The 22132-nt window shown below is 73.1% G+C and carries 21 protein-coding genes and 1 pseudogene; 10 read left to right on the forward strand and 12 right to left on the reverse strand.

Going from position 1 to position 22132, the window contains the following annotated elements; genetic code table 11:
- Window positions 1-9 precede the first annotated feature (9 nt).
- The 4 genes from D3272_RS25230 to D3272_RS27575 all read left to right on the forward strand — a co-directional run bounded on the left by D3272_RS25230 (window position 10) and on the right by D3272_RS27575 (window position 3497).
- The gene (locus D3272_RS25230) at window positions 10-843 is read left to right on the forward strand and encodes a type VI secretion system accessory protein TagJ (protein WP_129221998.1); all 834 of its coding nucleotides are present in this window, start codon (window positions 10-12) and stop codon (window positions 841-843) included.
- Window positions 840-1301 carry a type VI secretion system baseplate subunit TssE gene (tssE, locus tag D3272_RS25235; protein ID WP_165361528.1) on the forward strand — a complete coding sequence of 154 codons (462 nt, stop codon included), beginning with the start codon at window positions 840-842 and terminating at the stop codon, window positions 1299-1301. The genes D3272_RS25230 and tssE overlap by 4 nt, the downstream gene beginning before the upstream one ends.
- Before the next feature lie 6 nt (window positions 1302-1307).
- Window positions 1308-3128, forward strand: coding sequence for a type VI secretion system baseplate subunit TssF (gene tssF / locus D3272_RS25240; protein ID WP_129222000.1), 1821 nt, complete (start codon window positions 1308-1310; stop codon window positions 3126-3128).
- A gap of 132 nt (window positions 3129-3260) precedes the next feature.
- Entirely contained in the window at window positions 3261-3497 is a 237-nt protein-coding gene (locus D3272_RS27575) for a hypothetical protein (protein ID WP_165361529.1), read from the forward strand.
- A gap of 225 nt (window positions 3498-3722) precedes the next feature.
- Here the strand turns inward: D3272_RS27575 and D3272_RS25250 are convergent, their stop codons facing one another.
- The 3 genes from D3272_RS25250 to D3272_RS25260 form a co-directional block, all read right to left on the reverse strand.
- A complete protein-coding gene (locus tag D3272_RS25250; RefSeq protein WP_129222001.1) occupies window positions 3723-4208 on the reverse strand; it encodes a MaoC family dehydratase in 486 nt (161 codons plus the stop codon).
- A gap of 134 nt (window positions 4209-4342) precedes the next feature.
- On the reverse strand, window positions 4343-6259 hold the full coding sequence (locus D3272_RS25255; RefSeq protein WP_129222002.1) for an AI-2E family transporter: 1917 nt from the start codon (window positions 6257-6259) through the stop codon (window positions 4343-4345).
- A gap of 424 nt (window positions 6260-6683) precedes the next feature.
- Window positions 6684-7286: a c-type cytochrome gene (locus D3272_RS25260; protein ID WP_129222003.1), complete on the reverse strand. Its 603-nt coding sequence runs from the start codon at window positions 7284-7286 to the stop codon at window positions 6684-6686.
- 257 nt (window positions 7287-7543) lie between these two features.
- Here D3272_RS25260 and D3272_RS25265 point away from each other — a divergent pair, with 257 nt between their 5' ends.
- Genes D3272_RS25265 through D3272_RS25275 form a run of 3 tightly spaced genes read left to right on the forward strand, consistent with a single transcriptional unit; the run spans window position 7544 to window position 11578 of the window.
- Entirely contained in the window at window positions 7544-8275 is a 732-nt protein-coding gene (locus D3272_RS25265) for a 3-deoxy-manno-octulosonate cytidylyltransferase (RefSeq protein WP_129222004.1), read from the forward strand.
- Entirely contained in the window at window positions 8272-9186 is a 915-nt protein-coding gene (locus tag D3272_RS25270) for a prephenate dehydratase (RefSeq protein WP_129222005.1), read from the forward strand. The genes D3272_RS25265 and D3272_RS25270 overlap by 4 nt, the downstream gene beginning before the upstream one ends.
- A 55-nt stretch (window positions 9187-9241) precedes the next feature.
- Window positions 9242-11578 carry a Tex family protein gene (locus tag D3272_RS25275; RefSeq protein WP_129222006.1) on the forward strand — a complete coding sequence of 779 codons (2337 nt, stop codon included), beginning with the start codon at window positions 9242-9244 and terminating at the stop codon, window positions 11576-11578.
- A gap of 112 nt (window positions 11579-11690) precedes the next feature.
- Here the strand turns inward: D3272_RS25275 and D3272_RS25280 are convergent, their stop codons facing one another.
- Together D3272_RS25280 and D3272_RS25285 are read right to left on the reverse strand one after the other, a co-directional pair.
- Entirely contained in the window at window positions 11691-12317 is a 627-nt protein-coding gene (locus D3272_RS25280) for a PAS domain-containing protein (protein ID WP_129222007.1), read from the reverse strand.
- 69 nt (window positions 12318-12386) lie between these two features.
- Window positions 12387-13469 (reverse strand): patatin-like phospholipase family protein, encoded by a 1083-nt coding sequence (locus D3272_RS25285; RefSeq protein WP_129222008.1) that lies wholly within the window; start codon window positions 13467-13469, stop codon window positions 12387-12389.
- 479 nt (window positions 13470-13948) lie between these two features.
- Between D3272_RS25285 and D3272_RS25290 the strand changes: the two genes are divergently transcribed.
- Window positions 13949-14503, forward strand: a complete 555-nt coding sequence (locus D3272_RS25290) for a GNAT family N-acetyltransferase (RefSeq protein WP_129222009.1) — start codon at window positions 13949-13951, stop codon at window positions 14501-14503.
- Between the two features lie 78 nt (window positions 14504-14581).
- Here the strand turns inward: D3272_RS25290 and D3272_RS25295 are convergent, their stop codons facing one another.
- The 3 genes from D3272_RS25295 to mnmA form a co-directional block, all read right to left on the reverse strand.
- Entirely contained in the window at window positions 14582-16018 is a 1437-nt protein-coding gene (locus D3272_RS25295; protein WP_129222010.1) for an FAD-binding oxidoreductase, read from the reverse strand.
- Window positions 16019-16097: 79 nt separating this feature from the next.
- The gene (locus tag D3272_RS25300; protein ID WP_342634201.1) at window positions 16098-16802 is read right to left on the reverse strand and encodes a class I SAM-dependent methyltransferase; all 705 of its coding nucleotides are present in this window, start codon (window positions 16800-16802) and stop codon (window positions 16098-16100) included.
- The gene (gene mnmA, locus D3272_RS25305) at window positions 16799-18004 is read right to left on the reverse strand and encodes a tRNA 2-thiouridine(34) synthase MnmA (protein ID WP_129222011.1); all 1206 of its coding nucleotides are present in this window, start codon (window positions 18002-18004) and stop codon (window positions 16799-16801) included. Before mnmA ends, D3272_RS25300 begins: the two co-directional genes overlap by 4 nt.
- 301 nt (window positions 18005-18305) lie before the next feature.
- Here mnmA and sciP point away from each other — a divergent pair, with 301 nt between their 5' ends.
- Entirely contained in the window at window positions 18306-18581 is a 276-nt protein-coding gene (gene sciP / locus D3272_RS25310) for a CtrA inhibitor SciP (protein ID WP_129222012.1), read from the forward strand.
- A 165-nt stretch (window positions 18582-18746) separates the two neighbouring features.
- Here sciP and D3272_RS25315 read toward each other — a convergent pair whose 3' ends face one another.
- From D3272_RS25315 to D3272_RS25325, 3 genes are all read right to left on the reverse strand, one after another.
- Complete coding sequence (locus D3272_RS25315) at window positions 18747-19100, reverse strand: hypothetical protein (protein ID WP_129222013.1); 354 nt, start codon at window positions 19098-19100, stop codon at window positions 18747-18749.
- Between the two features lie 313 nt (window positions 19101-19413).
- Window positions 19414-19947, reverse strand: a complete 534-nt coding sequence (locus tag D3272_RS25320; RefSeq protein WP_129222014.1) for a hypothetical protein — start codon at window positions 19945-19947, stop codon at window positions 19414-19416.
- A gap of 62 nt (window positions 19948-20009) precedes the next feature.
- Window positions 20010-20720 (reverse strand): phosphatase PAP2 family protein, encoded by a 711-nt coding sequence (locus D3272_RS25325; protein ID WP_129222015.1) that lies wholly within the window; start codon window positions 20718-20720, stop codon window positions 20010-20012.
- Between the two features lie 178 nt (window positions 20721-20898).
- On the opposite strand from D3272_RS25325, the gene D3272_RS25330 reads away from it, so the two are divergent.
- Window positions 20899-21678 (forward strand): HesA/MoeB/ThiF family protein, encoded by a 780-nt coding sequence (locus D3272_RS25330; RefSeq protein ID WP_129222016.1) that lies wholly within the window; start codon window positions 20899-20901, stop codon window positions 21676-21678.
- Window positions 21679-21820: 142 nt separating this feature from the next.
- Here D3272_RS25330 and D3272_RS27765 read toward each other — a convergent pair.
- A pseudogene (locus D3272_RS27765) lies at window positions 21821-22132 on the reverse strand (methyl-accepting chemotaxis protein); the annotation flags it as partial.

The following is a 22132-nucleotide window of genomic DNA, read 5'->3' on the forward strand; positions in this document are numbered from 1 at the left end:
GAGGGCACCATGGCCGACCCCCGATCCCCCGCCGCCGCCGTGGCGGCGCTCGTCAACGGCGGACGCCTCGCCGAGGCGGCCGCGGCCGCGGCCGCCCGCGTCAAGGCGGCCCCGACCTCGGCGCCGGACCGCATCCTGCTGGCCGAGCTCCTGATGCTGCAGGGCGCCCTGGAGCGGGCCGACAACCAGCTGAAGCTCGCCGGCGAGGGCGCCCCCGCCGAAGCGCTGGCGCTGGCCGCGATGCGCTGGCTGCTGCGCGGCGCCGAGGCCCGCCGCGCCTGGCACGAGGAGGGCGCGGTGCCGTCCTTCCTCGGCGAGCCCACCCCCGTGCAGCGCGACGCGATGCGCCTCGCCCTGGCGGTGAGGGCCGGCGATGCGGCCGAGGCGAGCCGCCTGCGCGAAGCGCTGGAAGCGCGCGAGCTGCCGGTCGCCGCCTTCGACGGCGCCGCGCCCCTGCCGTTCCGCGACGGCTGCGACCTCGGCCAGCACGGCTTCGAGGCGCTGGCGGCGGACGGGCGCTATCTGTGGCTGGTGCCCGAGCAGGTCGAGGAGATCCGCTTCGAGCCGGTGCGGCGCCCGCTTGACCTCGCCTTCCGCCGCGCCGGGGTGCGGCTCGCCGACGGGCGCGACGCCGTGTTCCACGTGCCGGCGCTCTATCACGACCCGGAGGGTGGTGACGCCGCGCGGCTCGGCGACGAGACCGACTGGGTGGAGGGCCCAGGTGGCGTCGCGCGCGGTCGCGGCCGGCGCCTGTTCCTCGTCGGCGACGAGGGCCTGGGCCTGCTCGACCTCGAGCGTATCGCGGTCGGAGCCGCGGCGGACAGCGACGGGGCGCCGGCGTGACGCTGCGCGCTTCCCTCCTCGACCGGCTGCTCGACGACGCGCCGGACCAGTCGCGCGATCCCCCGCGCACCCGCGCCGACGAGCTCCGGGCGATGCGCAACGGCTTCCGGCGCGACCTGGAAACGCTGCTCAACACGCGCCGCATCTGCCGCACGCCGCCCCCGGCCTTCACGGCCGTGCGGGAAGCGCTGCCCTGGTACGGGGTGGACGACTTCGTCGGCGCCCCGGTCACTACGCCCGAGCAGCGCCGGGCGCTGGCCGAGGCGATCGAGCGGACGATCCTCGCCTTCGAGCCGCGCTTCACCGCCGTCAAGGTCAGCCTGCTCGCCATGCGCGACGCGTCCGAGCGGCGGCAGACGATCCGGATCGAGGCGGTGGCTCGGCTCGACCAGGGCGACGACCCGATGGTGTTCGAGACCGCGCTCGACCCCGCGACCCGCACCTTCCAGATCGAGTGAGGCCCCGTGTCGGACCGCCTGCTCGCCTTCTACAACGAGGAGCTCGGGGCGCTGCGCCGCCTCGGCGCCGGCTTCGCGCGCCGCTTCCCCAAGGTGGCGGGGCGCCTGCGCCTGTCCGCCGACGCGGCCGACGACCCCCATGTGGCGCGGCTGATCGAAAGCTTCTCTTTCATCGCGGCGCGGCTGCGCTTGAAGCTCGACGACGACCTGCCCGAGTTGACCGAAACGCTGCTGGAGTTCCTGTACCCGCACTACCTCGCGCCGATCCCGAGCCTCGGCATCGTGCGGGTCGAGCCCGGGCCGGACCTCGCCGGGGCCTTCCCGGTGCCGCGCGGCACCGTCGTGGAGAGCGAGATGGTCGAGGAGGACGTTTGCCGCTTCCGCACCACCCAGGCGGTGACGCTGTGGCCGATCCGCGTCGTGAGCGCGGCCGTCAAGCGCCAGCCTTTCGTGGCGCCGCGGGACCGCCGCGGTGGGCGCGGCGCCGAGGCCGAGGCCGCGGCCTGCCTTCACCTCGTGCTCAGATGCGACGACCCCAAGGCCGACTTCACCGCGCTCGGCCTCGACCAGCTGCGCTTTTTCCTGCGCGCTCCGCCGCGTCTCGCCGCGGAACTCTACTGGACATTGCTTGACCGCTGCACGGCCGTGGCCCTCGCCGACGGGCCGGAAGATCAGGCCGCGGTGTTCCTGCCGCCCGAGTCCGTTTCCGCCGCAGGCCTCGGCGCCGAAGATGCGGCCCTGCCGGCGGCGCCGCGCGGCCACCCAGCCTTCCGGCTGCTGACGGAGTTCTTCGCCTACCCGGACAAGTTCCTGTTCGTCGATCTCGCCGGCATCGATGCCAAGACGCTGCGGGGCGCGAACGGCACGATGCACGTCTTCTTCTTCCTCTCGCGCCACAGCGCCGAGTTGGAGAAGGGCGTGTCGGCAGACACCCTGGCGCTGCGCTGCACGCCGGTCGTCAACCTGTTCAAGCAGAGGGCCGAGCCGGTGACGATGACGCGCGCCGTCAGCGAATATCCGGTCGTGCCGGACGGGCGCCGCGCCGCGACCCGCGAAGTCTACGCGATCGATACCGTGACGGTGTCGGAGCGGGCCGGCGGCACGCGGGTCGCGACCCCGCTGTTCGGCCGCATGGCCGAAGCCGACGAGGCGCCGCTGCACTGGCAACTTCACCGGCGCCGCCTCGTCGAGGGCGACTGCGGCACCGACGCGCGGATCGCGATCGTCGACGCCGAGGCCGGCCCGATCTCCTCCATCGATGCGGTGCTGGGCATCGACACGACCTGCCTCAACCGCGACCTGCCGGTGCGGCTGCCCTACGGCGGTGGGCACCCGGTGCTGATGCCGCAGCGCGGCACCATCGATCTCGCGGGCTTCACGGCGCTGACCCCGCTGAGCCCGACGCTGCGGCTGCGCGAGGGCGTGGGGCTGCACTGGCGGCTCTTGTCGCACCTCAAGCTCGGCCACCTGTCGCTCGCGGACGGTGAGGGCGGCCCCGAAACGCTGCGCGAGATGATGCGACTCTACGACTACCGCGACGCGCCCGAAACCCATGCACTGATCGACGCCGTAACGGGCGTGAGCCACCGCCGCTCGACCGCGCGGGTGGCGGGCGGGGGGCTCGCGCGCGGGCTCGACGTCGAGGTGGAGATGGACGGGCGCGCGGTGGACCCAGGCCAGGCCTTCCTGTTCGGGCAGGTGCTGGACCGCTTCTTCGGCCTCTACGTCAACCTGAACGGCTTCACCCGGCTGAGGGTCCGCCTCAAGGGCGCGTCCGAGCCGCTCCACCGCTGGCCGCCGCGTTCGGGCGCACGGGCGCTAGCGTGACGATCCAGTGCGAGCCTGCCCGAGACCGTCCACCTCCCCCTTTGAAGTGGTCCGCCCCGCGTATGGCTTTCGAGCCCCGGGGGGGGACGGACGACATGGGCCCGAGGAGCCCATCACCGAGCCGCGTCAGGAGTGAAGGACCTGGAGATCGAGAACAGCCGGCTTCGCGAGGCGATCGTGCACCTCACGCTCGACAAGCTGATTTCGCAGGAGGCATCCTGGCGAAATGTCCGAGCCCTGCTCGCCGAAGCGTCTGCATCGACCATGTCCGGGGTGTGCCGCCCACCTCCGAGCCCCACGCCTGCCGGACGCTCGGTCGGCACCGATCGACGCAAGGCGCGGCGGGCCGCGGCGACGAGGACCACCTGACGGCCGACCTGCTCCTTGGGCCAGGCTACGCGCGGCGCACCGGCCGACGGCGCACCGACATTCACGCCGGACCACCAGGAGGGCGCCGATCACCCACGGCATCATGGCACGACAGCCCTCGTCGAACCGTGACGGTCATCGCCGACCCCAGAATGCCGAACATCGTCGAACGCGGCCGCCGATCCTGACAAGGGCGATCGACCCGGTGGAGATCGCCAGAGGCGTTCACGCCGGCACCGCCCCCCGGCACTCCCAGAAGACCGAGCCGTCGAACTCGCACACCGTGTGGCCGTCCTGGTTGATGCCGGTGTTGTGGTGGAACACCAGGCCCCAGCCGGCCGTGGAGGAGGCGTGTTTGGCGGTGAGGGTGGAGGCGTAGCTGATCGTGTCGCCGGCATGGACGGGCCGCCGCCATTTCAGGCTGCGGAACCCCGGCGAGGGCCCGGGCCGCGAGGGCGTCTCGCCCCGCGCCGCCAGCGCCGCCATCGTGGCCTGCCGGGAGGTGACGTAGAGCCTCATCCACACCGCCACCGTGTGCCAGCCCGAGGCCGCGAGCCGGCCGAAGTGGCTCTGCGCCGCCGCGGCATCGTCGAGGTGGAAGGGCTGCGGGTCGTAGCGCTGCGCGAAGCCGACGATCTCGTCGGCCGTGAACGTGTGGCTGCCGAGATCGAGCCTCGTCCCCACCCGGAGATCTTCGAAGAAGTCGCTCACGCCCGCGCCTCCATGCCGGCCCGCCCGGCGCCCCCGCCCGCCCGGCGCTGCCGGCCCGGATTGAACGGCACGATTGCGACCGACGCGAGGCCCGGGGCCGAGCCGGGCCGGGAATCGCGTTCGGCGCCCCCGCCTCACGCCCGGGAAACGGCCGCTTCGCGACCGGCGCGGGCGGCGGCGGGCGGCGAGGAGGCGGGCGGCGGAGGGGCGGCGAGGCGGACGGCGTGGTCGACGGCGTCGGCGAGGCTCGCCACGGCGTCCCGCCCTTCGGCGGCGTCGGGCTGCGGGTGCGGTGGCCCGGGCGCCTCGGCGTCGCCGGCGGCGCCGCGCCACCAAGCGCCGACCAGCAGCGGCACGCCGGGCTTGCGGCGCTCCAGCCGGCGCAGGGCGAAGCGGAGATAGGCGGGGCTGGAGCCGTCGAGGCTGGACAGGACGACGAGGCCCGCATCGTCCAGCGCCAGCCCACCGATCCTGGCCTTGTTCAGCATGTCGTGCGTCGCCGCCACCGCGCCGAAGCCGCGCCGCGCCAGCAGTTGGGCCAGGGCCGCCGCTGCGGCATCGTCGAGCGCGCCGCGGCTGCCGATGCACAGGACCGCGCCCGCCCGCCGCCAGGGCTCCGGCAGGGGATCGGGCGGCGCCCCCTCGTCCCGGCCCGCCGCGGCGCCGGCGGCCGGTGCCGCGTCGGGGTCGGACAGGTTCTCCACCACCTCCAGGACCGAGGCCGCGATGCGGCCCTGGCGGTCGGCGTCGAGCCGGCCCTGGGCGACGTCGTCCTGGGCCAGCAGCAGGCCGGGCAGCAACACGGCGTCGTAATAGTCGGGCAGCGCCATGTCCTTCAGCAGCCGCTCCGCCTCCTCCGAGGCTTCCACGGGGTCGTCGGCGAGCAGGCGCTGGTAGAAGACCTCCTGCGGGGCCAGGGCCGGCCTGTCCCCCAGCATCACGGCGAGGAAGCCCAGGGGCTCGACGTGGCGGCCCAGCACCACCAGGCACACCGTCATGGGCGTCGACAGGACGAGCCCGACCGGGCCCCACAGCACCGTCCAGAAGGTGGCGGCGACCACCACGGCGAGCGGCGACAGGCCGGTGTTGTGGCCGTAGAGGAAGGGCTCGATGACCTGGCCCACGACCGCCTCGATGGCGGCGAAGAGCCCGGCCGTCCAGAACACCGTGGACCAGCCGGGCGCGACGGCGGCGGCCAGGGCCAGCGGCGCCAGCGCGGCGAGCGGGGGCCCGACATAGGGCACGAAACGCAGGAAGCCGAAGAGGATCCCCCACAGGACGGGGCTCGGCACCCCGATCGCCCACAGGCCCAGCCCGACGAGGAGGCCCGCCACCGTGTTGACGGCGAGCTGGGTCAGGAGATAGCGGCTCAGCCGCCGCGCCGCGTCGTCGATGGCGGCGGTGGAGCGGTGGAGGTCGCCCGCGCCGAAGAGCCGGATGGCCCGGTTGCGCAGGTCCTCGCGGGCCAGCAGGATGAAGACCGCGTAGATGGCGACGAGGCCGGCGACCGCCAGCGGATGCAGCGCCGGCATGAGGTAGCGCGCCATCACCTCCAGCGGCATCTCGGCCGGCCGCGCGATGACGACCGGCACGGGCGCAGGCCCGGACGCCGCGGCACCGGGGCTCGCCGCGCCCGCGGCCTGCGACGCGTGGAGCTGCTGGCCGAGGTTCGACACGAAGTCCGAGAAGCGGGACAGGCCCTCGCCCGACAGCATGCCGCGCAGGACCTCGATCTTGGCCAGCACCGTGGATTGGTACTGCGGCATGGCGTCGATGAGGCCGCGGAGCTGCAGCGCCATCAGGGCCCCGAGCGCCACGATCAACAGGAAGGCCAGCAGCGTCATGATCAGCACGGGCAGGACCCGGCCGAGGTGCCAGCGCCGGAGCAGGCGGACGCCCGGCGCCAGGACGAAGCTCAGCAGGATCGCCAGAGCCGTCGGCACGAAGATCTCGGCGCCGAGGTAGAGCGCCGCGATCACCAGGCCGGCGGACAGGAGGTAGCGCAGGCTGTCCCGCGGGGCCGTGTCGAGCGACGGGACGATGCGCGGCATGATGTCGAGGACCTCCAGAGCCTGTCGGACGGCCGGTGAAGCGGAGACTCAACCCGAGCTTGTGGACGGGCCCGGGTTTCGGAGCTGGCGCGCGTCAGCGATGGCGAGCCGGTGCGGGGACGCGGCCCGGATCCATCGACTGACGTTGCGGCACCCCGACGCACACCAACGTCCCTGCGACAATGTGGTTCGATCGGGCTCCGGCGCCCGCGCGACCTCGCCCCGGTGCAGGGGTGCGCCTGGGACGGCCTCCCTCCGAACCGAGGCCAGGTGAGCACGCCCTGCTCAGCCGTTTCGCCACCGGACCGAGGCCGAGACGCCGGCGACGGCGGGCCGCGACGGCGGCGGCGGGCTCGGCCGCCCGGCCGTCACCGCGGCGGCCGGGCGGGCCGGCCCGACCTCCGCGGAGCTTTTCGCCTGGGCCCTATTTGACGGGGGCGGGCGCCGCGGCGGGCTGGACGGCGGCGGCCGGCGTGGCCTCGCTCACGGCCGGCAGGGGCTTGGGATCGTCCGACAGCGTGTGCAGATAGTCGAGGATGTCGGCGCGCTTCTGCGGGTCCGTCTCGCCCGCGTAGGTCATCTTGGTGCCGGGCGCGTAGCCCTTGGGCGAGGTGATGAAGGCGTTGATCTTGTCGAGCGACCAATCCCCGCCCTTGCCCTTGATGGCTTCGGAATAGGAGAAGCCCGGGATGCTGGCGACCGGGCGGTCGACCACGCCCCAGAGCGGCGGGCCGATCTTGGCGCCGGCACCCTTCTCGAAATTGTGGCAGGCACCGCAGGCCTTGGCGAGGTTCGCGCCCTTCTCGGGGCTGGCCGAGGCCAGCAGCACGGGAAGCGGCTTGGCGGGCGCCGCGGTCTTGCTGTCGCCGGTGCCGGACGTTTCGGCCATGGCGAGCGGGAGGTCGTAGCCGGGCTTGGCCGGGGTGGGGGCCTCGTAGAACCAGGCGGCCACGAGGCCGAGACCCATCGTCGCCAGGAGCGTGCCGAGCACGCCGCCGGCGATCTTGTTGACCTCGAACGAATCCATGGCCGCGGCGACTCCCGTGCATCGTGGTTGCGGCGCGCCGCAGTCCGGCGCACCTCGCCGCCCCGCGACGCCGGCGGCCCCGGGCCACCATCCGTCGATCGAAGCGGTGAGGCCGACCTCTGCGCGCGACAGCCCACCTTTGATCCCATTAGGCACTTTGCCCTGAGCTTGGCAACACGTATAAGCGCGGCCCCGCGCGCCTTTTCGACATCCTCCCGGTGGCGGGCGCCCGCCGCAGACCCGAGGCTGTCCGGCCCATGAACCCCATCGTGCTGATCCCGGCCCGGATGGCGGCGACCCGCCTGCCGGGCAAGCCGCTGCTCCCGATCGGCGGCCTCCCCATGATCGTGCAGGTGTGGCACCGGGCCATGGAGGCGGATGTCGGCCCCGTCCTGGTGGCGACCGACGACGCCGGCATCGCCGAAGCCGTGGTGGCGGCGGGCGGGCGGGCGGCCCTGACGCGCGCCGACCACCCGTCGGGCACCGACCGGATCCACGAGGCGCTGGAGGCGGTGGACCCCGATGGGCGCCACGACGTGGTGGTGAACCTGCAGGGCGACATGCCGACGCTCGACCCCGGCATCGTGGGGGCGGCGCTCGGGCCCCTCGCCGACCCCGACGTGGCCATGGCCACGCTGGCGGCCGTGATCCGGCGCGAGGAGGAGCGGGCCGACCCCGCCGTCGTCAAGCTCGTCGGGACGGCGGTCGGCGAGCGGCGGCTGCGCGCCCTCTATTTCACGCGCGCCACCGCACCCTGGGGCGAGGGGCCGCTCCACCACCACATCGGGCTCTACGCCTTCCGCCGCGCGGCGCTGCGGCGCTTCGTGGCCCTGCCGCCCTCCCCGCTGGAGCGGCGCGAGCGGCTGGAACAGCTCCGCGCGCTCGAGGCCGGGCTCCGCATCGACGCCGCCGTGGTGGACACGGTGCCGCTCGGCGTGGACAACCCCGCCGAACTCGCCCGCGCCCGTGCCCTGCTGGAGGCCCCATGAACCACGTCATCGCCTACCAGGGGGAGCCGGGCGCCTTCTCGCACCAGTCCTGCCAGGCCGTCTATCCGGACTGGGAGCCCCTGCCCTGCCCGACCTTCGAGGACGCCTTCGCGGCGGTGCTCGAGGAGCGCGCCACGCTCGCCATGATCCCCATCGAGAATTCCATCGCGGGCCGCGTCGCCGACATCCACGCGCTCATCCCCAAGGCCGGGCTGCACATCGTCGGCGAGTTCTTCCTGCCGGTGCATTTCCAGCTGATGGGCGTGTCGGGCGCGCGGATCGAGGACCTGCGCACGGTGCAGAGCCACGTCCACGCACTCGGCCAGTGCCGCAAGCTGATCCGTCGGCTGGGGCTGAAGGCCATCGTGGCGGGCGACACGGCGGGCTCGGCCCGCGAGGTGGCGGCGGCGGGCGACCCCAGCCGCGGCTCGCTGTCGCCGCGCCTCGCCGCCGGCATCTACGGGCTCGACATCCTCGCCGAGGACGTCGAGGACGAGGACCACAACACCACCCGCTTCGTGGTGCTGTCGCGCGAACCCGCGACGCCGGCCGCGGGCAACGGCCCGGTGGTGACGAGCTTCGTGTTCCGGGTGCGCAACCTGCCCGCCGCCCTCTACAAGGCGCTCGGCGGCTTCGCCACCAACGGCGTCAACATGACGAGGCTCGAATCCTACATGGTGGAGGGCGAGTTCACCGCGACGCAGTTCCTCGCCGACGTCGAGGGCCACCCGGAGGACCCGGCGGTGAAGCGCGCGCTCGACGAGCTGCGGTATTTCTCGCGGGAGTTCCACAGTCTCGGGACCTACCCGGCCCACGCGTTCCGGGTCGACAGCACGGCGGGCACGGGCAGCCTGCAGGGTGGCCTGCAGGGCGGGCTGCAGGGCAGCCTAGAGGGCGGGCAGCACCGCTAGAAGCGGTCCCACGCCGCCCGCCCGCCCCGCTTCCACCATCGAAAGGCTCCCGCCCATGGCCGACGCCATCGTTTCCCGCATCGCGGCCGAGCTCGGCGTCCGCGACGCCCAGGTCGCCGCCGCCGTGGCGCTGCTCGACGGGGGCTCCACCGTCCCCTTCGTGGCACGCTACCGCAAGGAGGCCACGGGCGCGCTCGACGACGCGCAGCTGCGGCGGCTCGAGGAGCGGCTCGGCAGCCTGCGCGACCTCGAGGACCGCCGCGCCGCCGTGCTGAAGTCCCTGCGCGAGCAGGGCCGGCTCGCGCCCGAGCTCGAAGCCGCGATCCTCGGCGCCGAAACGCGGGCCCGCATCGAGGACATCTACCTGCCGTTCCGGCCGAAGCGCCGCACCAGGGCCGAGATCGCCCGCGAAGCCGGGCTCGGACCCCTCGCCGACCAGCTGCTGGCCCGCCCCGACGCCGCGCCCGAGGGGATCGCGGCCGGTTTCGCCGGGACCGGCAAGGGCGTGGCGGATGCCGCGGCCGCGCTCGATGGCGCCCGCGCCATCCTCATGGAACGGTTCGGCGAGGATGCCGACCTCGTCGGCACCCTGCGCGAGGCGGTGTGGACGCGCGGGCGCGTCGTCGCCAAGGTGAAGAAGGGCCAGGCCGAGGCCGGCGCCAAATTCGCCGACTATTTCGACTTCGCCGAAGCGCCCGCCAAGCTCCCGTCGCATCGCGTGCTGGCGCTGTTCCGGGGCGAGCGCGAGGAGGTGCTCGACCTCGACCTGCGCGCCGAGCCCGACCCCGAGGGCCACAAGGGCCCGAGCGCTCCGGAACTCGCCGTGATGCGGCGCTTCGGCCTGTCCCAGCGCGGGCGCCCCGGCGACGCTTTCATGGCCGAGACGGTGCGGGGCGCCTGGCGCAGCAAGATCCTGCCGCGGCTCGACACGGACCTCAGGTCGCGGCTGCGCGAGGCGGCCGAGGCCGAGGCCGCGCGGGTCTTCGCCGCCAACCTGCGCGACCTGCTGCTCGCCGCGCCGGCGGGCCCCCGCGCCACGATGGGGCTCGACCCCGGGTTCCGCTCCGGCACCAAGGTCGCGGTCGTGGACGGCACCGGCAAGGTGCTGGCGACGGCGACCGTCCATCCGCACGAGCCCCAGCGCCGCTGGGACGAGGCCCTGGCGGTGCTGGGAGCGCTCGCCACCCGGCACCGGGTCGCGCTCGTCGCCATCGGCAACGGCACCGCGTCGCGCGAGACCGACAAGCTCGCCGCCGAGCTGGTCCGCCGCCACCCCGACCTCGGCCTCACCAAGGTCGTGGTGTCGGAAGCCGGCGCCTCGGTCTATTCGGCCTCCGCCTATGCCTCGGAGGAGTTGCCCACGCTCGACGTGACCCTGCGCGGCGCCGTGTCGATCGCCCGGCGCCTGCAGGATCCGCTGGCCGAACTCGTCAAGATCGACCCGAAGTCGATCGGCGTCGGCCAGTACCAGCACGATATCGACGAGGGCCGCCTGTCGCGCTCGCTCGACGGGGTGGTGGAGGATTGCGTCAACGCCGTGGGGGTCGACGTCAACATGGCCTCGGCCCCGCTGCTGGCGCGCGTCGCCGGGGTCGGCCCCGCGCTGGCCCAGAACATCGTGGCGCATCGCGACGCCAACGGCCCCTTCCCGTCCCGCAAGGCGCTGCGCAAGGTGGCCCGCATGGGGCCGAAGGCCTTCGAGCAATGCGCGGGCTTCCTGCGCATCGCCGGCGGCGACGACCCGCTCGACGCCTCCGGCGTCCATCCGGAAGCCTATCCGGTGGTGCGCCGCATGCTCGACGCCGCCAGGCTCGACGCGCGCGGGCTGATCGGCAACGCGGCCGTGCTGCGCGGGCTCCAGCCCCGGTCCTTCGCCGACGCCACCTTCGGCCTGCCGACCGTGACGGACATCCTGCGCGAACTGGAGAAGCCGGGCCGCGACCCCCGCCCCGCCTTCCGGGCCGCGACGTTCCAGGAGGGCGTCGAGACCATCGGCGACCTCCTGCCCGGCATGGTGCTGGAGGGCGTCGTCACCAACGTGGCGGCCTTCGGGGCCTTCGTCGACATCGGCGTCCACCAGGACGGGCTGGTGCACGTCTCGGCGATGAGCCGCAGCTTCGTCAAGGATCCGCGGGAGGTCGCCAAGCCCGGCGACGTGGTGCGGGTGAAGGTGCTGGAGGTCGACAAGGCGCGCAAGCGCATCGCCCTGTCGCTGCGCCTCGACGACGAGCCGGGCGCCGCCAGGCCGCAGCGGGCCGGCGGGCCCTCGCCCGACCCGCGCAGGCCGGCCGCCCCGCCGCCCCGGGCCGACCCGCCCCGGGGCGGCGAAGCCCCGGCCACGGGCGGCGCCCTCGCCGAGGCGCTGCGCCGGGCGGCGACGCGCAAGAACTGAGGCGGGAGGGGGCGGCCGCGGCGTTCGTGATCGCCCGATCTCGTGCCTGAAGGCCCCCTCGGGGCATCGAGACCTTTCCCTCGGTGTTCGGGGGGCCTTCAGGCACGAGCTTTCAGTTCAGTCGCTTGCGGCGCCGCGCGGGCGTGTCCTCGTCGAGCGTTCTGTCCCGGGCGCGGCCGAGCAGTTCCGCCGTCCGGAACAGGAGGTCCCGGCAGCCGCGCTCGATGGCCGCCTGCGCCACCTGGCGCGAGGCGCGATAGGCGATGGACAGCGCTTCCAGCAGGACGAAGAGCGGGTCGACGAAAGGCGCGGCCGGCGTCACGAAGGGCCGCTCGCCGCTGTCGTTGTAATCCGTCACGTCCAGCATGATGCCGTAGCCCAGGATCGGCCGGCCCCGGTCGCCGAGCACGAAGCGGCCGCGGACCATGATCCAGCGCAGCCGGCCGGCGCCGTCGGTCACGCGGATCTCCGTCACCCGCAACCCGCTCCATCCCGGCGCCGCCGCGCGGGTCGCCCGCAGCCAGCTGACGTCGGCGGGGTGGATCGCGCGCTCGTAGACTTCCACCGGCAGGCCATGCAGACCGTCGTCGGGCGCGATGTCGAAGGCGCGGCTGACGGCTGCGCTCGACCGGAACATGCCCGTCGCGTAGTCGAACGACCATTCGCCGAGCACGCCGACCCCCTCCAGGGCTTCCAGCAGGCGCGCGCCGGTCTCAAGCTCCCCATGCCGCACGTCCATCGCCGCCCCCGCTCGACTTTCGGGGACGCTACACAGGGCAGGGCTGCACATCAATGCTCGACCGACTTCTCACCCCTTGCCGTTGAGGAACCCTGCCCGACTTTCCCCCGCCCGGTACCCTATATCGAACAATCTCCGGGCGTTGGACTCGGACCAATCCAGCACCTCCGGTAGAAACCGCTCGGGAACATCGAAGGCGATCTTGTGGATGGCGAGGTCCGGGCGTCTGTGCTTGAGCTCGAAAAGCTCGAGGTTGTCCTCGGCGGTCTTCACCAGTGGGATCACCAGCGACAGGACCCAGCTGTCGTAGAGATCGCGCGGCATCCTGATGAGGTCCGGACTGCCGAGCACATCGAAGACGACGACGCTGTCGAGGCACGGATGCGTCTCGACCAGGTCCTTGAAGTTCAGGCAGTCCACCACCGCGCCCTCGTAGTAGCGCGTGCCGTCCAGCGTGTAGGGCCCGTAGATGAAGGGGAAGGCGAGCGCCGCCCGCAGGTGGTCCGCCGTGAGGACGGCCTTGTCGAAATCGTCGATGATCTGCGCATCGATGTTGTAGGCATTGACCGTGAAGGCGGGCGCGATGGCCCGGACCGCGTCGAAGTCGATGAGGTCTTCGAGGAACGGCGGCGGCGCGCAGAGGCCGAGGCTGCCGGCGTCGAGGCCGCTGGGCGTCAGGGTGGCGAGGGCCAGCGCCTGCAGGTCGGACCAGACGGCATAGGGCGACCATCTCTCGTAGAGGCCCGGATCCACCTTGAGGAAGGGGTTCTGCGCCAGAGCCGCCCGGAACAGATCCGCGGGGCTGCCGGGCTTGTTGAACACCTTGTAGTTGACCGGGAACCACCGGTAGATGGCGTCCGCCACCCCCATCGTGGTGACGGCCTGCAACGCGTCCCGCGGCGCGGCGCCCTTCGGGGCCAGCCACAACAGGCCCATGAGGGCCCCGGCGCCCGACGTCGAGACGACGTCGAACGTCACGCCATGGTCGACGAAGGCGGCGAGCGCCCCCGCCATCAGCGACGCATTGGGGGCACCGCCCCCGAGCACGATCGCGGTACGCGACGAGCGGTCCTGCCGGGCCGCGTTTGCGAGCGTCTTGGCGGCGCGGTTGCGCCGGAAGGCGCCCCGGTCGACCCCGGGCGCGCCGGTCATGGCCGCGGCTCCCGCGAGGATGCCCCGACGTGCTGGTTTCGTCCCCCGACCATCCGCGCCTCCGATCCGGCCGCTGGGCGCGACCCCGCGGCACCATAGGACGAACACACGCATGACGCGAGTCCTGCTTCGGAATACGATCGACGCCCGGTTGCCGGCTGCGCGACTGCATCCCAGGCTTTCGAACTCGGGTTTATGAAGGACCGTCGGGAGTGCCCTTCTCCCGCTGGCGGGAGAAGGTGGCGCCGCGCAGCGGCGTCGGATGAGGGTGGGGAGCCCCGCGCACCGTCGGTGCATCGACGCTTCGTGGCGTTCAGCACCCCTCATCCGGCGCTTCGCGCCACCTTCTCCCCAGAGGGGAGAAGGGCGAAGCGGCACCGTTGACCTGAATTCGAGGCCTCGGACGTCATCCGGGTCGGATCGACAACGGGAGCCTCGCTGTGCGATGGCGGGTGGAATGGAAGAGGGGGCGCCGCGGCATGGGCATCGTTTCCGAGCGGTTGATGCTGCGGCCCTGGACCGACGCGGACAGGCAGCCCTTCGCCGAGATGTCGTCCGATCCCGTCGTCATGCAGCACCTCATGCCGCTCACCCATCGGGACGCGTCCGATAAATGGATCGACGGCCAGATCGGGCGCATGGAGCAGCACGGCCTGTGTTTCTGGGCCGTGGAGAGACGCTCGGATCGCGCCTTCGTGGGATCGGTGGGCCTCCTGCCGGTGGGCTACGAGGCCCATTTCACGCCCGCCGTGGAAGTCGGCTGGCGGATCGCGCGCGCGTTCTGGGGCCTCGGCTACGCTCCGGAAGCCGCGGGGGCGGCCATCCGCTTCGGCTTCGAGGCGGTCGAGATGGCGGAGGTCGTCGCCAACACGGTCCCGGCCAACCTGAAGTCGCGGCGGGTCATGTCGAAGCTGGGCATGTCGCACGACGCGTCGGACGACTTCGACCACCCTCGCGTGCCCGAAGGGCATCCGCTCCGTCGCCAGGTCCTCTACCGGCTGACGCGCGATCGGGGGAGGGCGGGCCGACGGTAGGGGGGCCCGACCGCCACGATCCTGCGGACACCCTCGGCGGACGACGCAGCCGCCTCGCGCACGGCGAGCGCGATCGCCCTACCCGTCGATGGGCAGGATCTTGCCCGGGTTCATGATGTCCTGCGGGTCGATCGCCTGCTTGATGGCGCGCATCATGGCGAGGGCCGCGGGCGGATGCTCCTCGCGCAGGTAGCCGGCCTTGCCCTGGCCCACCCCGTGCTCGCCCGTGCAGGTCCCCTCCATGGCGAGGGCGCGGCGCACCAGCCGGTCGAGGAAGGCGTCCACGCGCGACATCTCGTCGGGATCGGTGTCGTCGAACAGCAGGCCGAGGTGGAAGTTGCCGTCCCCCACGTGGCCGACGATCGGGGCCACGAGCCGCGTCTCGGCGATGTCGGCCTGGGTCGCCGTCACGCATTCGGCGAGGCGCGAGATCGGCACGCAGAGATCGGTCGAGATGATCTTGGCGCCGGGACGCAGCGTGAAGCTGGCCCAGTAGACGTCGTGGCGCGCCTGCCACAGCCGCGAACGGTCCTCCGCCTTGGTGGCCCAGTCGAAGGGTCCCCCGCCGAGGTCCTCGGCGATGGCCCCGAAGGCCTCGGTCTGCTCCGCCACGCTCGCCGGCGTGCCGGTGAACTCGACGAAGAGCATGGGCACCTCGGGCAGGCCGAGGTGCGAGTAAAGGTTGCAGGCCCTGACCTGCAGGGCGTCGAGCAGCTCGATGCGGGCGACCGGGATGCCGGACTGGATGGTGGCGATGGTGGCGTCGCAGGCGGCCTTCACGGTCGGGAAGGGGCAGATGCCGGCCGAGGTGGCCTCGGGGATGCCGCTCAGCTTCAGCGTGATGGCGGTGATGACGCCCAGCGTCCCTTCCGAGCCCACCATCAGCCGGGTGAGGTCGTAGCCCGCCGAGGACTTGCGGGCGCGGCGCGACGTCTGCATCACCTCGCCCTGCGGCGTGACGATTTCGAGCGCCAGCACGTTGTCCTTCATGGTGCCGTAGCGCACCGCGCTGGTGCCGGAAGCGCGGGTGGCCGCCATGCCGCCGAGCGAGGCATCGGCGCCGGGATCGATGGGGAAGAACAGGCCGTGGTCGCGCAGGTGCTGGTTCAGCGCCTTGCGGGTGACGCCGGGCTCGACCACGCAGTCGAGGTCCTCGGCATGCACGGCCAGCACCCGGTTCATGCCCGACGTGTCGATCGAGATGCCGCCGTAGGGGGCGTTGACGTGGCCTTCGAGCGACGTGCCGGTGCCGTAGGGGATGACGGGCACGCGCTGGGCGGCACAGAGCCGGACCACCTCGGCGACCTCGGCGGTGCTGTGCGGGAAGACGACGCCGTCGGGCGCCTCGGCCCGCACCTGCGTGCGGGTGTGGGCATGCTGGTCGAGGATGCTCCGGTTACGCGAGAAGCGGTTGCCGAACCGCTCCGCCAGGGCGGACAGCACCGCCTCGAGGGCCGCCGCCGGGGGACGGCGGGCCGCCACATGCGCTTCGCGCGCCGCGTCGTGGATCAGCATGGCGGTTCCTCCCTGGCTCGGGCCGGGAGCGCGCCGCCGGCCCCGGGCCCCGTTTCGGCCGATTGCGGCCCGGCGCCCCTCAGGGCGCCAGGCGCAATCGCACGAGATTGAACAGCCCGAAGGGCCGGATGCGGCGGCGCTCGACGAGCCGGATGCCGGGCGTCGCCGCGATCCAGTCGCCCAGCACGGCGAAGGGGAACTGCGGGTGCCAGCCCAGCGCGGCGGAGTGCCGGCCGAGGAAGGCCTCGACGCCCGCCACCGGCCCGCGCTCCGCCCCGAAATGGTTGACCAGCACGATCTCGCCGCCGGGCCGCACGACGCGGCGGATCTCGTCCATCATGCGGTGCGGCTCGGGCACGACGGTCAGCACGTAGGGGACGACGGCGGCGTCGAAGGCCCCGTCCGGAAAGGCGAGGCGGGTCGCATCCATCACCAGGAGGCCGTCGACATTGCCGAGCCGCTCGCGCGCGACGCGCCGCTGCGCGCCCCGCAGCATGGGTTCGGACAGGTCGATGCCGGTGAGGCGCACGCCGGGGTCGAACATCGGCAGTTCCAGCCCGGTGCCGACGCCGACATCGACGATGCGGCCGCCCGGCCCCGCGGCGGCGCTGGCGGCGGCCGCCGCGGCGGCCCGCCCCGCCCGCATCACCGCCGCGAAGGCGAGGTCGTAGACCGGGGCCCAGCGGCCGTAGGCCTCGACCACCTGCCCGGCTTCGGTGATGGCGGCCTTGCCGGCCGGGGGCGCCGCCCCGCGCCCGTCGACGCGGGCGTCCGGCGGCGTCACGCGACGGCCCGCGACACGGGGGCGGACTCGGCGGCTTCCGCCGCCGCCGCCGCCGACACCGTGGCGGTGACGGTGCCGCCGCCGAGCACGCGGGCCTCGTCGGCGATGGAATCGTAGAACACGCAGGCCTGCCCCGGCGACACGCCGCCCTCCGGCGCGAGCAGGTCGACCGTGACGGCGCCCGCCGAAACGCGCAGCACGGCCGGCACGGGCGGCCGGGTGGAGCGCAGCCGCACCGCCACGCTGCACTCCGCCGGAGGATCGCCCCCGCCGAGCCAGTTGACGTCGCGCAGCCGCACCGCGGCCGTGCCGAGCGCCGCCCGCGGCCCCACGACGACCTGGGCCCGCGCGGCATCGAGCCGGACCACGAAGAGCGGTTCGCCGTTGCCGGCCGTCGATTCGGCGAGGCCGAGCCCGCGCCGCTGGCCGACCGTGTAGTGCATGATGCCGGCATGGCGGCCGAGGACGCGGCCCGCCAGGTCGACGATGTCGCCGCCCTGCCCCGCTTCGGGGCGCAGCCGCGCGATGAGGTCGCTGTAGCGGCCCGTGGGCACGAAGCAGATGTCCTGGCTGTCGGTCTTGTCCGCCACGGCGAGGCCGAAGCCGCGGGCGAGGTCCCGCGTTTCCGCCTTGGTCAGGCTGCCGAGCGGGAAGCGCAGGACGTCGAGCTGCGCCGGCGTGGTGGCATACAGGAAGTAGCTCTGGTCCCGCGACGCTTCGCGGGCCCGGAACAGCCCGCGCCGCCCGTCGCCGAGGGCGCGGGACGCGACGTAGTGGCCGGTCGCCATGGCGTCGGCCCCGAGGTCGAGGGCCGTGTCGAGCAGGTCGGCGAACTTGACGTGCTGGTTGCAGCTCACGCAGGGGATGGGCGTTTCGCCGCCGAGATAGCTGTCGGCGAAGGGCGCGATCACCTTCTCGCGGAACCGGCTCTCGTAATCGAGCACGTAATGCGGGATGTCGAGCGCGGCCGCCACCGCCCGGGCATCGTGGATGTCCCGGCCCGCGCAGCAGCTGCCCTTGCGGGCGGCGCCCTCGCCCTGGTCGTAGAGCTGCAGCGTGATGCCGACGACGTCGTAGCCGTCGCGCTTCAGCAGTGCCGCCACCACCGACGAATCCACCCCGCCCGACATGGCCACGACGACCCGCGTCGCGGCTGGCGGCTTGGCGACGTCGAGCGAGTTGAGGGGGGACGTGTGATGCATCGGCAACAGCGGCGCGAAAGTCTCGTTGGACAGGCGCCTGATCTAACGCCTCCAGGCGGCTTTATCCAGCCCCGAGACCCGGCACGACATCCCGCCCGATGCCGGCCGAATGGCGGCATCTCTAGAGGGGCAAGGCTCGCGCAAGCTGGGCCGGACCGGTCCTGGCACAGGTGTCGTCGGGCCCGATTCACACGTTCGAAACCAAAAACCTATTGAAATGCAGGGAGTTGAGGTGACCAAACCTTAAGCTGCCCGGCCTAGCTTCGGATCGTTCGCAAGAGTCGAGTTCGCGAGTGACACAATGGTAGACATGCATCGCCCTCGGGCGAAATACGTGATCGGGCCGGACGGCAGTCCCCTCACCATCGCCGACCTCCCCCCGCCTTCCACGAAGCGCTGGGTGATCCGTCGCAAGGCGGAGGTTGTTGCGGCGGTGCGCGGCGGCCTGCTGTCGCTCGAGGAAGCCTGCTCGCGCTACACGCTCACGGTCGACGAGTTCCTGTCCTGGCAGATGTCGATCGACCAGCACGGGCTGGCCGGCCTGCGCACGACCCGGATCCAGCACTACCGCCAGTGACGCCCGGCCGCTCCGGCGGCTCCCGACCGAGATCCCGGGTGCGGACGCCTGCGAACCGTCCCGCGCGCCGCGATGTCGATCGCAAAAAAGCCGCCCCTCGGGGCGGCTTTTTCGTCGGTGGAGACCGAGGGCCGGGCGGCGAGACGCCCGGCGCCCGAGCCCGCGTCAGGCCTGGCGCTGCACCAGCTGGACGCGCGAGGGCGCCATGGCGGCCGAAAGGCTGTCCGACACCGGCACTTCGGGGGTGGCGGGGGCCGCGGCGAGCTCGCTCCACTCCTTGCGGGTGGCGGAAACCTCGGATTCCTTCTTCTTGATCACCTGCGAGCGCAGGGCGTTCCAGTGCTGCTCCACCATGGCCGAGATGGCCTGGCTCAGCACCGCATAGCCGGGATGGTCGCTGCTCGCCGTCCATTCCACCGTCACGGTGCCGGGGTCGGTCACGTCGGCGGGGAAATGCTTCAGGGCCTCGAGTTCGTCGAGGCTGTCGGCCAAGGCGCGCAGGAGCGAGGCTTCGGTCATCGGGACTCTCCGTTTCGACGGGACGCCGCGTGCGGCTCGTCCCCATGAAGTCTATCCCGGACGGCCTCATGCCGCCCGGCGGGTTTCTCCCCGGCCGGGTCGCCGAACCGGCGTTCCCGAGGGGCCACGGTTCGAGAGTCTGGCGCGGGGTGGTTGACGAAAGGTTACTCGGCCCGGGAGAAATCGCACCGCCGCCGTCGGGCCGTGCGAGAGAGCCGGCCGAGCACGCGCGACGGGCCGCCGGGCGTGGTCCGGCAGCCTCGACGAGCGGATGCGCCCGGCCCGGCCGGGCGACCCGGACGGGAGCGAAGGATCAGGCGGCCTGCGATTTCAGGAGGTTGCGGGTGTCGAACGAGGTGACGATCTTGTCGTAGAAGCATTCGAGCCAGTCGCGGGCTTCGCGGGCGTTGCGCTCGGCCGCCTCGGCCCGACGCTCGGCGGCCTCGGCGCGGCCGCGGAACTCCTCGATCTTGCCTTCGCTGCCGGCGGCGCGGACTTCCCACTCGCGCGCCTGGGCATAGGCCACCGCGACGTCCTTCTCGGCCCGGTCGGCGACGCCCTTGGCATAGTCCTCGACCTGCTGGTAGCGGGCCTGCATGAGGTCCATGGCCTTGGAGGCGCGGTTGAGCATGTCGAGCGCCGCGTCGAGGTCGGGCTGGGTGACGCGGCGGGGTTCGGCCCCGGCGGCATGCACCCGCCCCGGCATCGGGTCGGGCGCCTGCTGCGGCGCGGGCTGGGCAGCCGTCAGGCGGAAGATGTTGTCGAGGTCCTGGCCGATGCTGCGGTCGCCCCGGACGGCCGGGTCCGCGGGGTCGTGGCTGCGCAGGAAGGGGTTGTTGGGCGACATGGCGGGGATCCGAAGGACACGTTGACCGTACTGCACTGTCGCTCGACATGGTTAATGGCCGTTTAACGCCGGGCGCGCGGGCTCCGATCGCCGAGGACGAGGCGCCAGACGGCGGCGATGACCAGCCAGGTGAAGAGCCCCGCCAGCAGGGTGTCGGACAGGAAATGCCCGCCGAAGGCCATGCGCAGCAGGCCCGTGGCGCCCGCATAGACCAGGGCGGCGGCGAGGGCGGCGGCGCGCCAGGCCGGCGGCGCCATCAGGGCCGGAGCCACGGTCCAGAACGAGGAAGCCCCCTCCCCCGATACGAAGGAGCAGTTGCGCCGGCACTCGCCGCCCGGCAGCCCCAGGGGCCGGAAGGCCGCGGTGCCGCCGAACTCCCGCACCTGGAGCGGCCGGGGCCGGTGCCAATGGTCCTTCAGGGCGACGTTGACCAGGAGGCCCGGGCCGAGGGCGAGGCTCAGCGCCAGCACGGCGAGCCCGCGGCCACTCGGCGCCGGGACGTCGAGGCCGAAACGCCGCAGCGCGGCGGCGAGGCCCGCGGCGGCCAGCACCAGGACCGGGATGGCGTAGAAGACCCGCCGCACCCCTTCCCCGAACGGCGTCGCGCCGGTGAAACGCCCGTCGCCGGCGTAGAAGGCCCCGGCGGCGGCGAGGTCGAGCCCCGGATCGGACGAGAAGACGGCGAAGACCGCGGCCGCCAGGACCAGCGCCAAACCCACCCCGCGCCACGTCACCATGAAGGGGGGCTTCGCCGACCCGTCCTCGATCGCCATCTCAGCCCCGTTTGCGTCCCGGACACCGCGCCGCTAGCCTGTGTCATGCCGTTGATGACACACGCCAGCACGAAGACGCGAGCCTGTTCACGGGCTTGAACCGAAGCTTCGCTTCAACGATGGCCTGACGGGCTCCGAGGCCGGCCCAAGGGAGCCATGACGCAGGGGGCGTCGGCGCATGAATCTGACTGGCGACGAGATCGAGCGCTACGCCCGCCATATCGTGCTGCGGGAGATCGGCGGGCCCGGGCAGGCGCGCCTCAAGGCCGCCCGCGTGCTGGTGGTGGGGGCCGGCGGGCTCGGCAGCCCCGTGCTGCAATATCTCGCGGCCGCCGGCGTCGGCACGCTCGGGGTGATCGACCACGACACGGTGTCGCTGTCGAACCTGCAGCGCCAGGTGCTCTTCGCCACCGGCGACATCGGCCGGGGCAAGGCCGAGGCGGCCGCCGAAGCCCTGGGCCGGCTGAACCCGCACGTCACGCTCGAAACCCACCCGGAGCGCATCACCCCCGACAATGCCGAGCGGCTCGCCGCCGCCCACGACGTCGTCATCGACGGTTCGGACAATTGGGGGACGCGCTATGCGGTCTCGGACGCGTGCTTCCGAGCCGGGCGCCCGCTGGTCACGGGGTCGGTCGGCACGTTCGACGGCGCCGTGACGGTGCTGGCGCCCCACGAGGCCGGGCCGGACGGGCGGCCCAACCCGACCTATCGCTGCCTGTTCCCGGAGCCGCCGCCCGAGGGCTCGGTGCCGACCTGCGCCGAGGCGGGCGTCATGGGCGCGCTGACCGGGCTCGTCGGCTCGCTCATGGCGCTGGAAGCCATCCGCCGCATCGTGCCCTTCGGCGAGGGCCTCGTCGGACGGCTCCTGCTCGTCGACGCCCGCTCGATGCGGTTCGAAACGCTGCGCTACGGCTGGGACCCCGAGAACCCGCTGAACGGCAGCGGGCCGGGGTGACGGCTTCGGGCCCGCCCGCGATGGCCCGTGTCGGCGGCGGCCCGATACGGGCTGGAGCCGATGGCGATCGGGCGGAGCCCCCCGATCGCGTGAGGAGGCCCGTCGATCGAAAGGCCGCGAGCCGGGGCGAGCGGCACCGGTTCTAGAACTCGTCCCAGGCCGCCGCTTCCGCGGCGGGCTTGGCGGCGGCCCCGCCCTGTCCCGTGGACCTGAGCGCCACGACCGGCGCTGGCGACGCCGAGGCGCGCGCCGGCGTCGGCCGGCGGTTGGCCGAGGCCGGCACGCCGACCTTGAACCCGCCGATGATCGCCATCAGGGCTTCGGCGTCGCGGGCGAGGCCGTGGCTCGCCGCCGTCGATTCCTCCACCATGGCGGCATTCTGCTGGGTGACCTGGTCCATCTGGTTGATGGCGCCGTTCACCTGGTCGAGGCCCGACGCCTGCTCCTGCGCCGA

This window comes from Lichenibacterium ramalinae (assembly GCF_004137085.1).
In the GTDB taxonomy this organism is placed as follows: domain Bacteria; phylum Pseudomonadota; class Alphaproteobacteria; order Rhizobiales; family Beijerinckiaceae; genus Lichenihabitans; species Lichenihabitans ramalinae.

Coding starts and splice junctions, on each gene's coding strand:
- D3272_RS25230 (WP_129221998.1), top strand. CDS start 10: ATGGCCGACCCCCGATCCCCCGCCGCCGCCGTGGCGGCGCTCGTCAAC.
- D3272_RS25255 (WP_129222002.1), bottom strand. CDS start 6,259: ATGCCGCGCATCGTCCCGTCGCTCGACACGGCCCCGCGGGACAGCCTG.
- D3272_RS25260 (WP_129222003.1), bottom strand. CDS start 7,286: ATGGATTCGTTCGAGGTCAACAAGATCGCCGGCGGCGTGCTCGGCACG.
- D3272_RS25265 (WP_129222004.1), top strand. CDS start 7,544: ATGAACCCCATCGTGCTGATCCCGGCCCGGATGGCGGCGACCCGCCTG.
- D3272_RS25270 (WP_129222005.1), top strand. CDS start 8,272: ATGAACCACGTCATCGCCTACCAGGGGGAGCCGGGCGCCTTCTCGCAC.
- D3272_RS25275 (WP_129222006.1), top strand. CDS start 9,242: ATGGCCGACGCCATCGTTTCCCGCATCGCGGCCGAGCTCGGCGTCCGC.
- D3272_RS25280 (WP_129222007.1), bottom strand. CDS start 12,317: ATGGACGTGCGGCATGGGGAGCTTGAGACCGGCGCGCGCCTGCTGGAA.
- D3272_RS25285 (WP_129222008.1), bottom strand. CDS start 13,469: ATGACCGGCGCGCCCGGGGTCGACCGGGGCGCCTTCCGGCGCAACCGC.
- D3272_RS25290 (WP_129222009.1), top strand. CDS start 13,949: ATGGGCATCGTTTCCGAGCGGTTGATGCTGCGGCCCTGGACCGACGCG.
- D3272_RS25295 (WP_129222010.1), bottom strand. CDS start 16,018: ATGCTGATCCACGACGCGGCGCGCGAAGCGCATGTGGCGGCCCGCCGT.
- mnmA (WP_129222011.1), bottom strand. CDS start 18,004: ATGCATCACACGTCCCCCCTCAACTCGCTCGACGTCGCCAAGCCGCCA.
- sciP (WP_129222012.1), top strand. CDS start 18,306: ATGGTAGACATGCATCGCCCTCGGGCGAAATACGTGATCGGGCCGGAC.
- D3272_RS25315 (WP_129222013.1), bottom strand. CDS start 19,100: ATGACCGAAGCCTCGCTCCTGCGCGCCTTGGCCGACAGCCTCGACGAA.
- D3272_RS25320 (WP_129222014.1), bottom strand. CDS start 19,947: ATGTCGCCCAACAACCCCTTCCTGCGCAGCCACGACCCCGCGGACCCG.
- D3272_RS25325 (WP_129222015.1), bottom strand. CDS start 20,720: ATGGCGATCGAGGACGGGTCGGCGAAGCCCCCCTTCATGGTGACGTGG.
- D3272_RS25330 (WP_129222016.1), top strand. CDS start 20,899: ATGAATCTGACTGGCGACGAGATCGAGCGCTACGCCCGCCATATCGTG.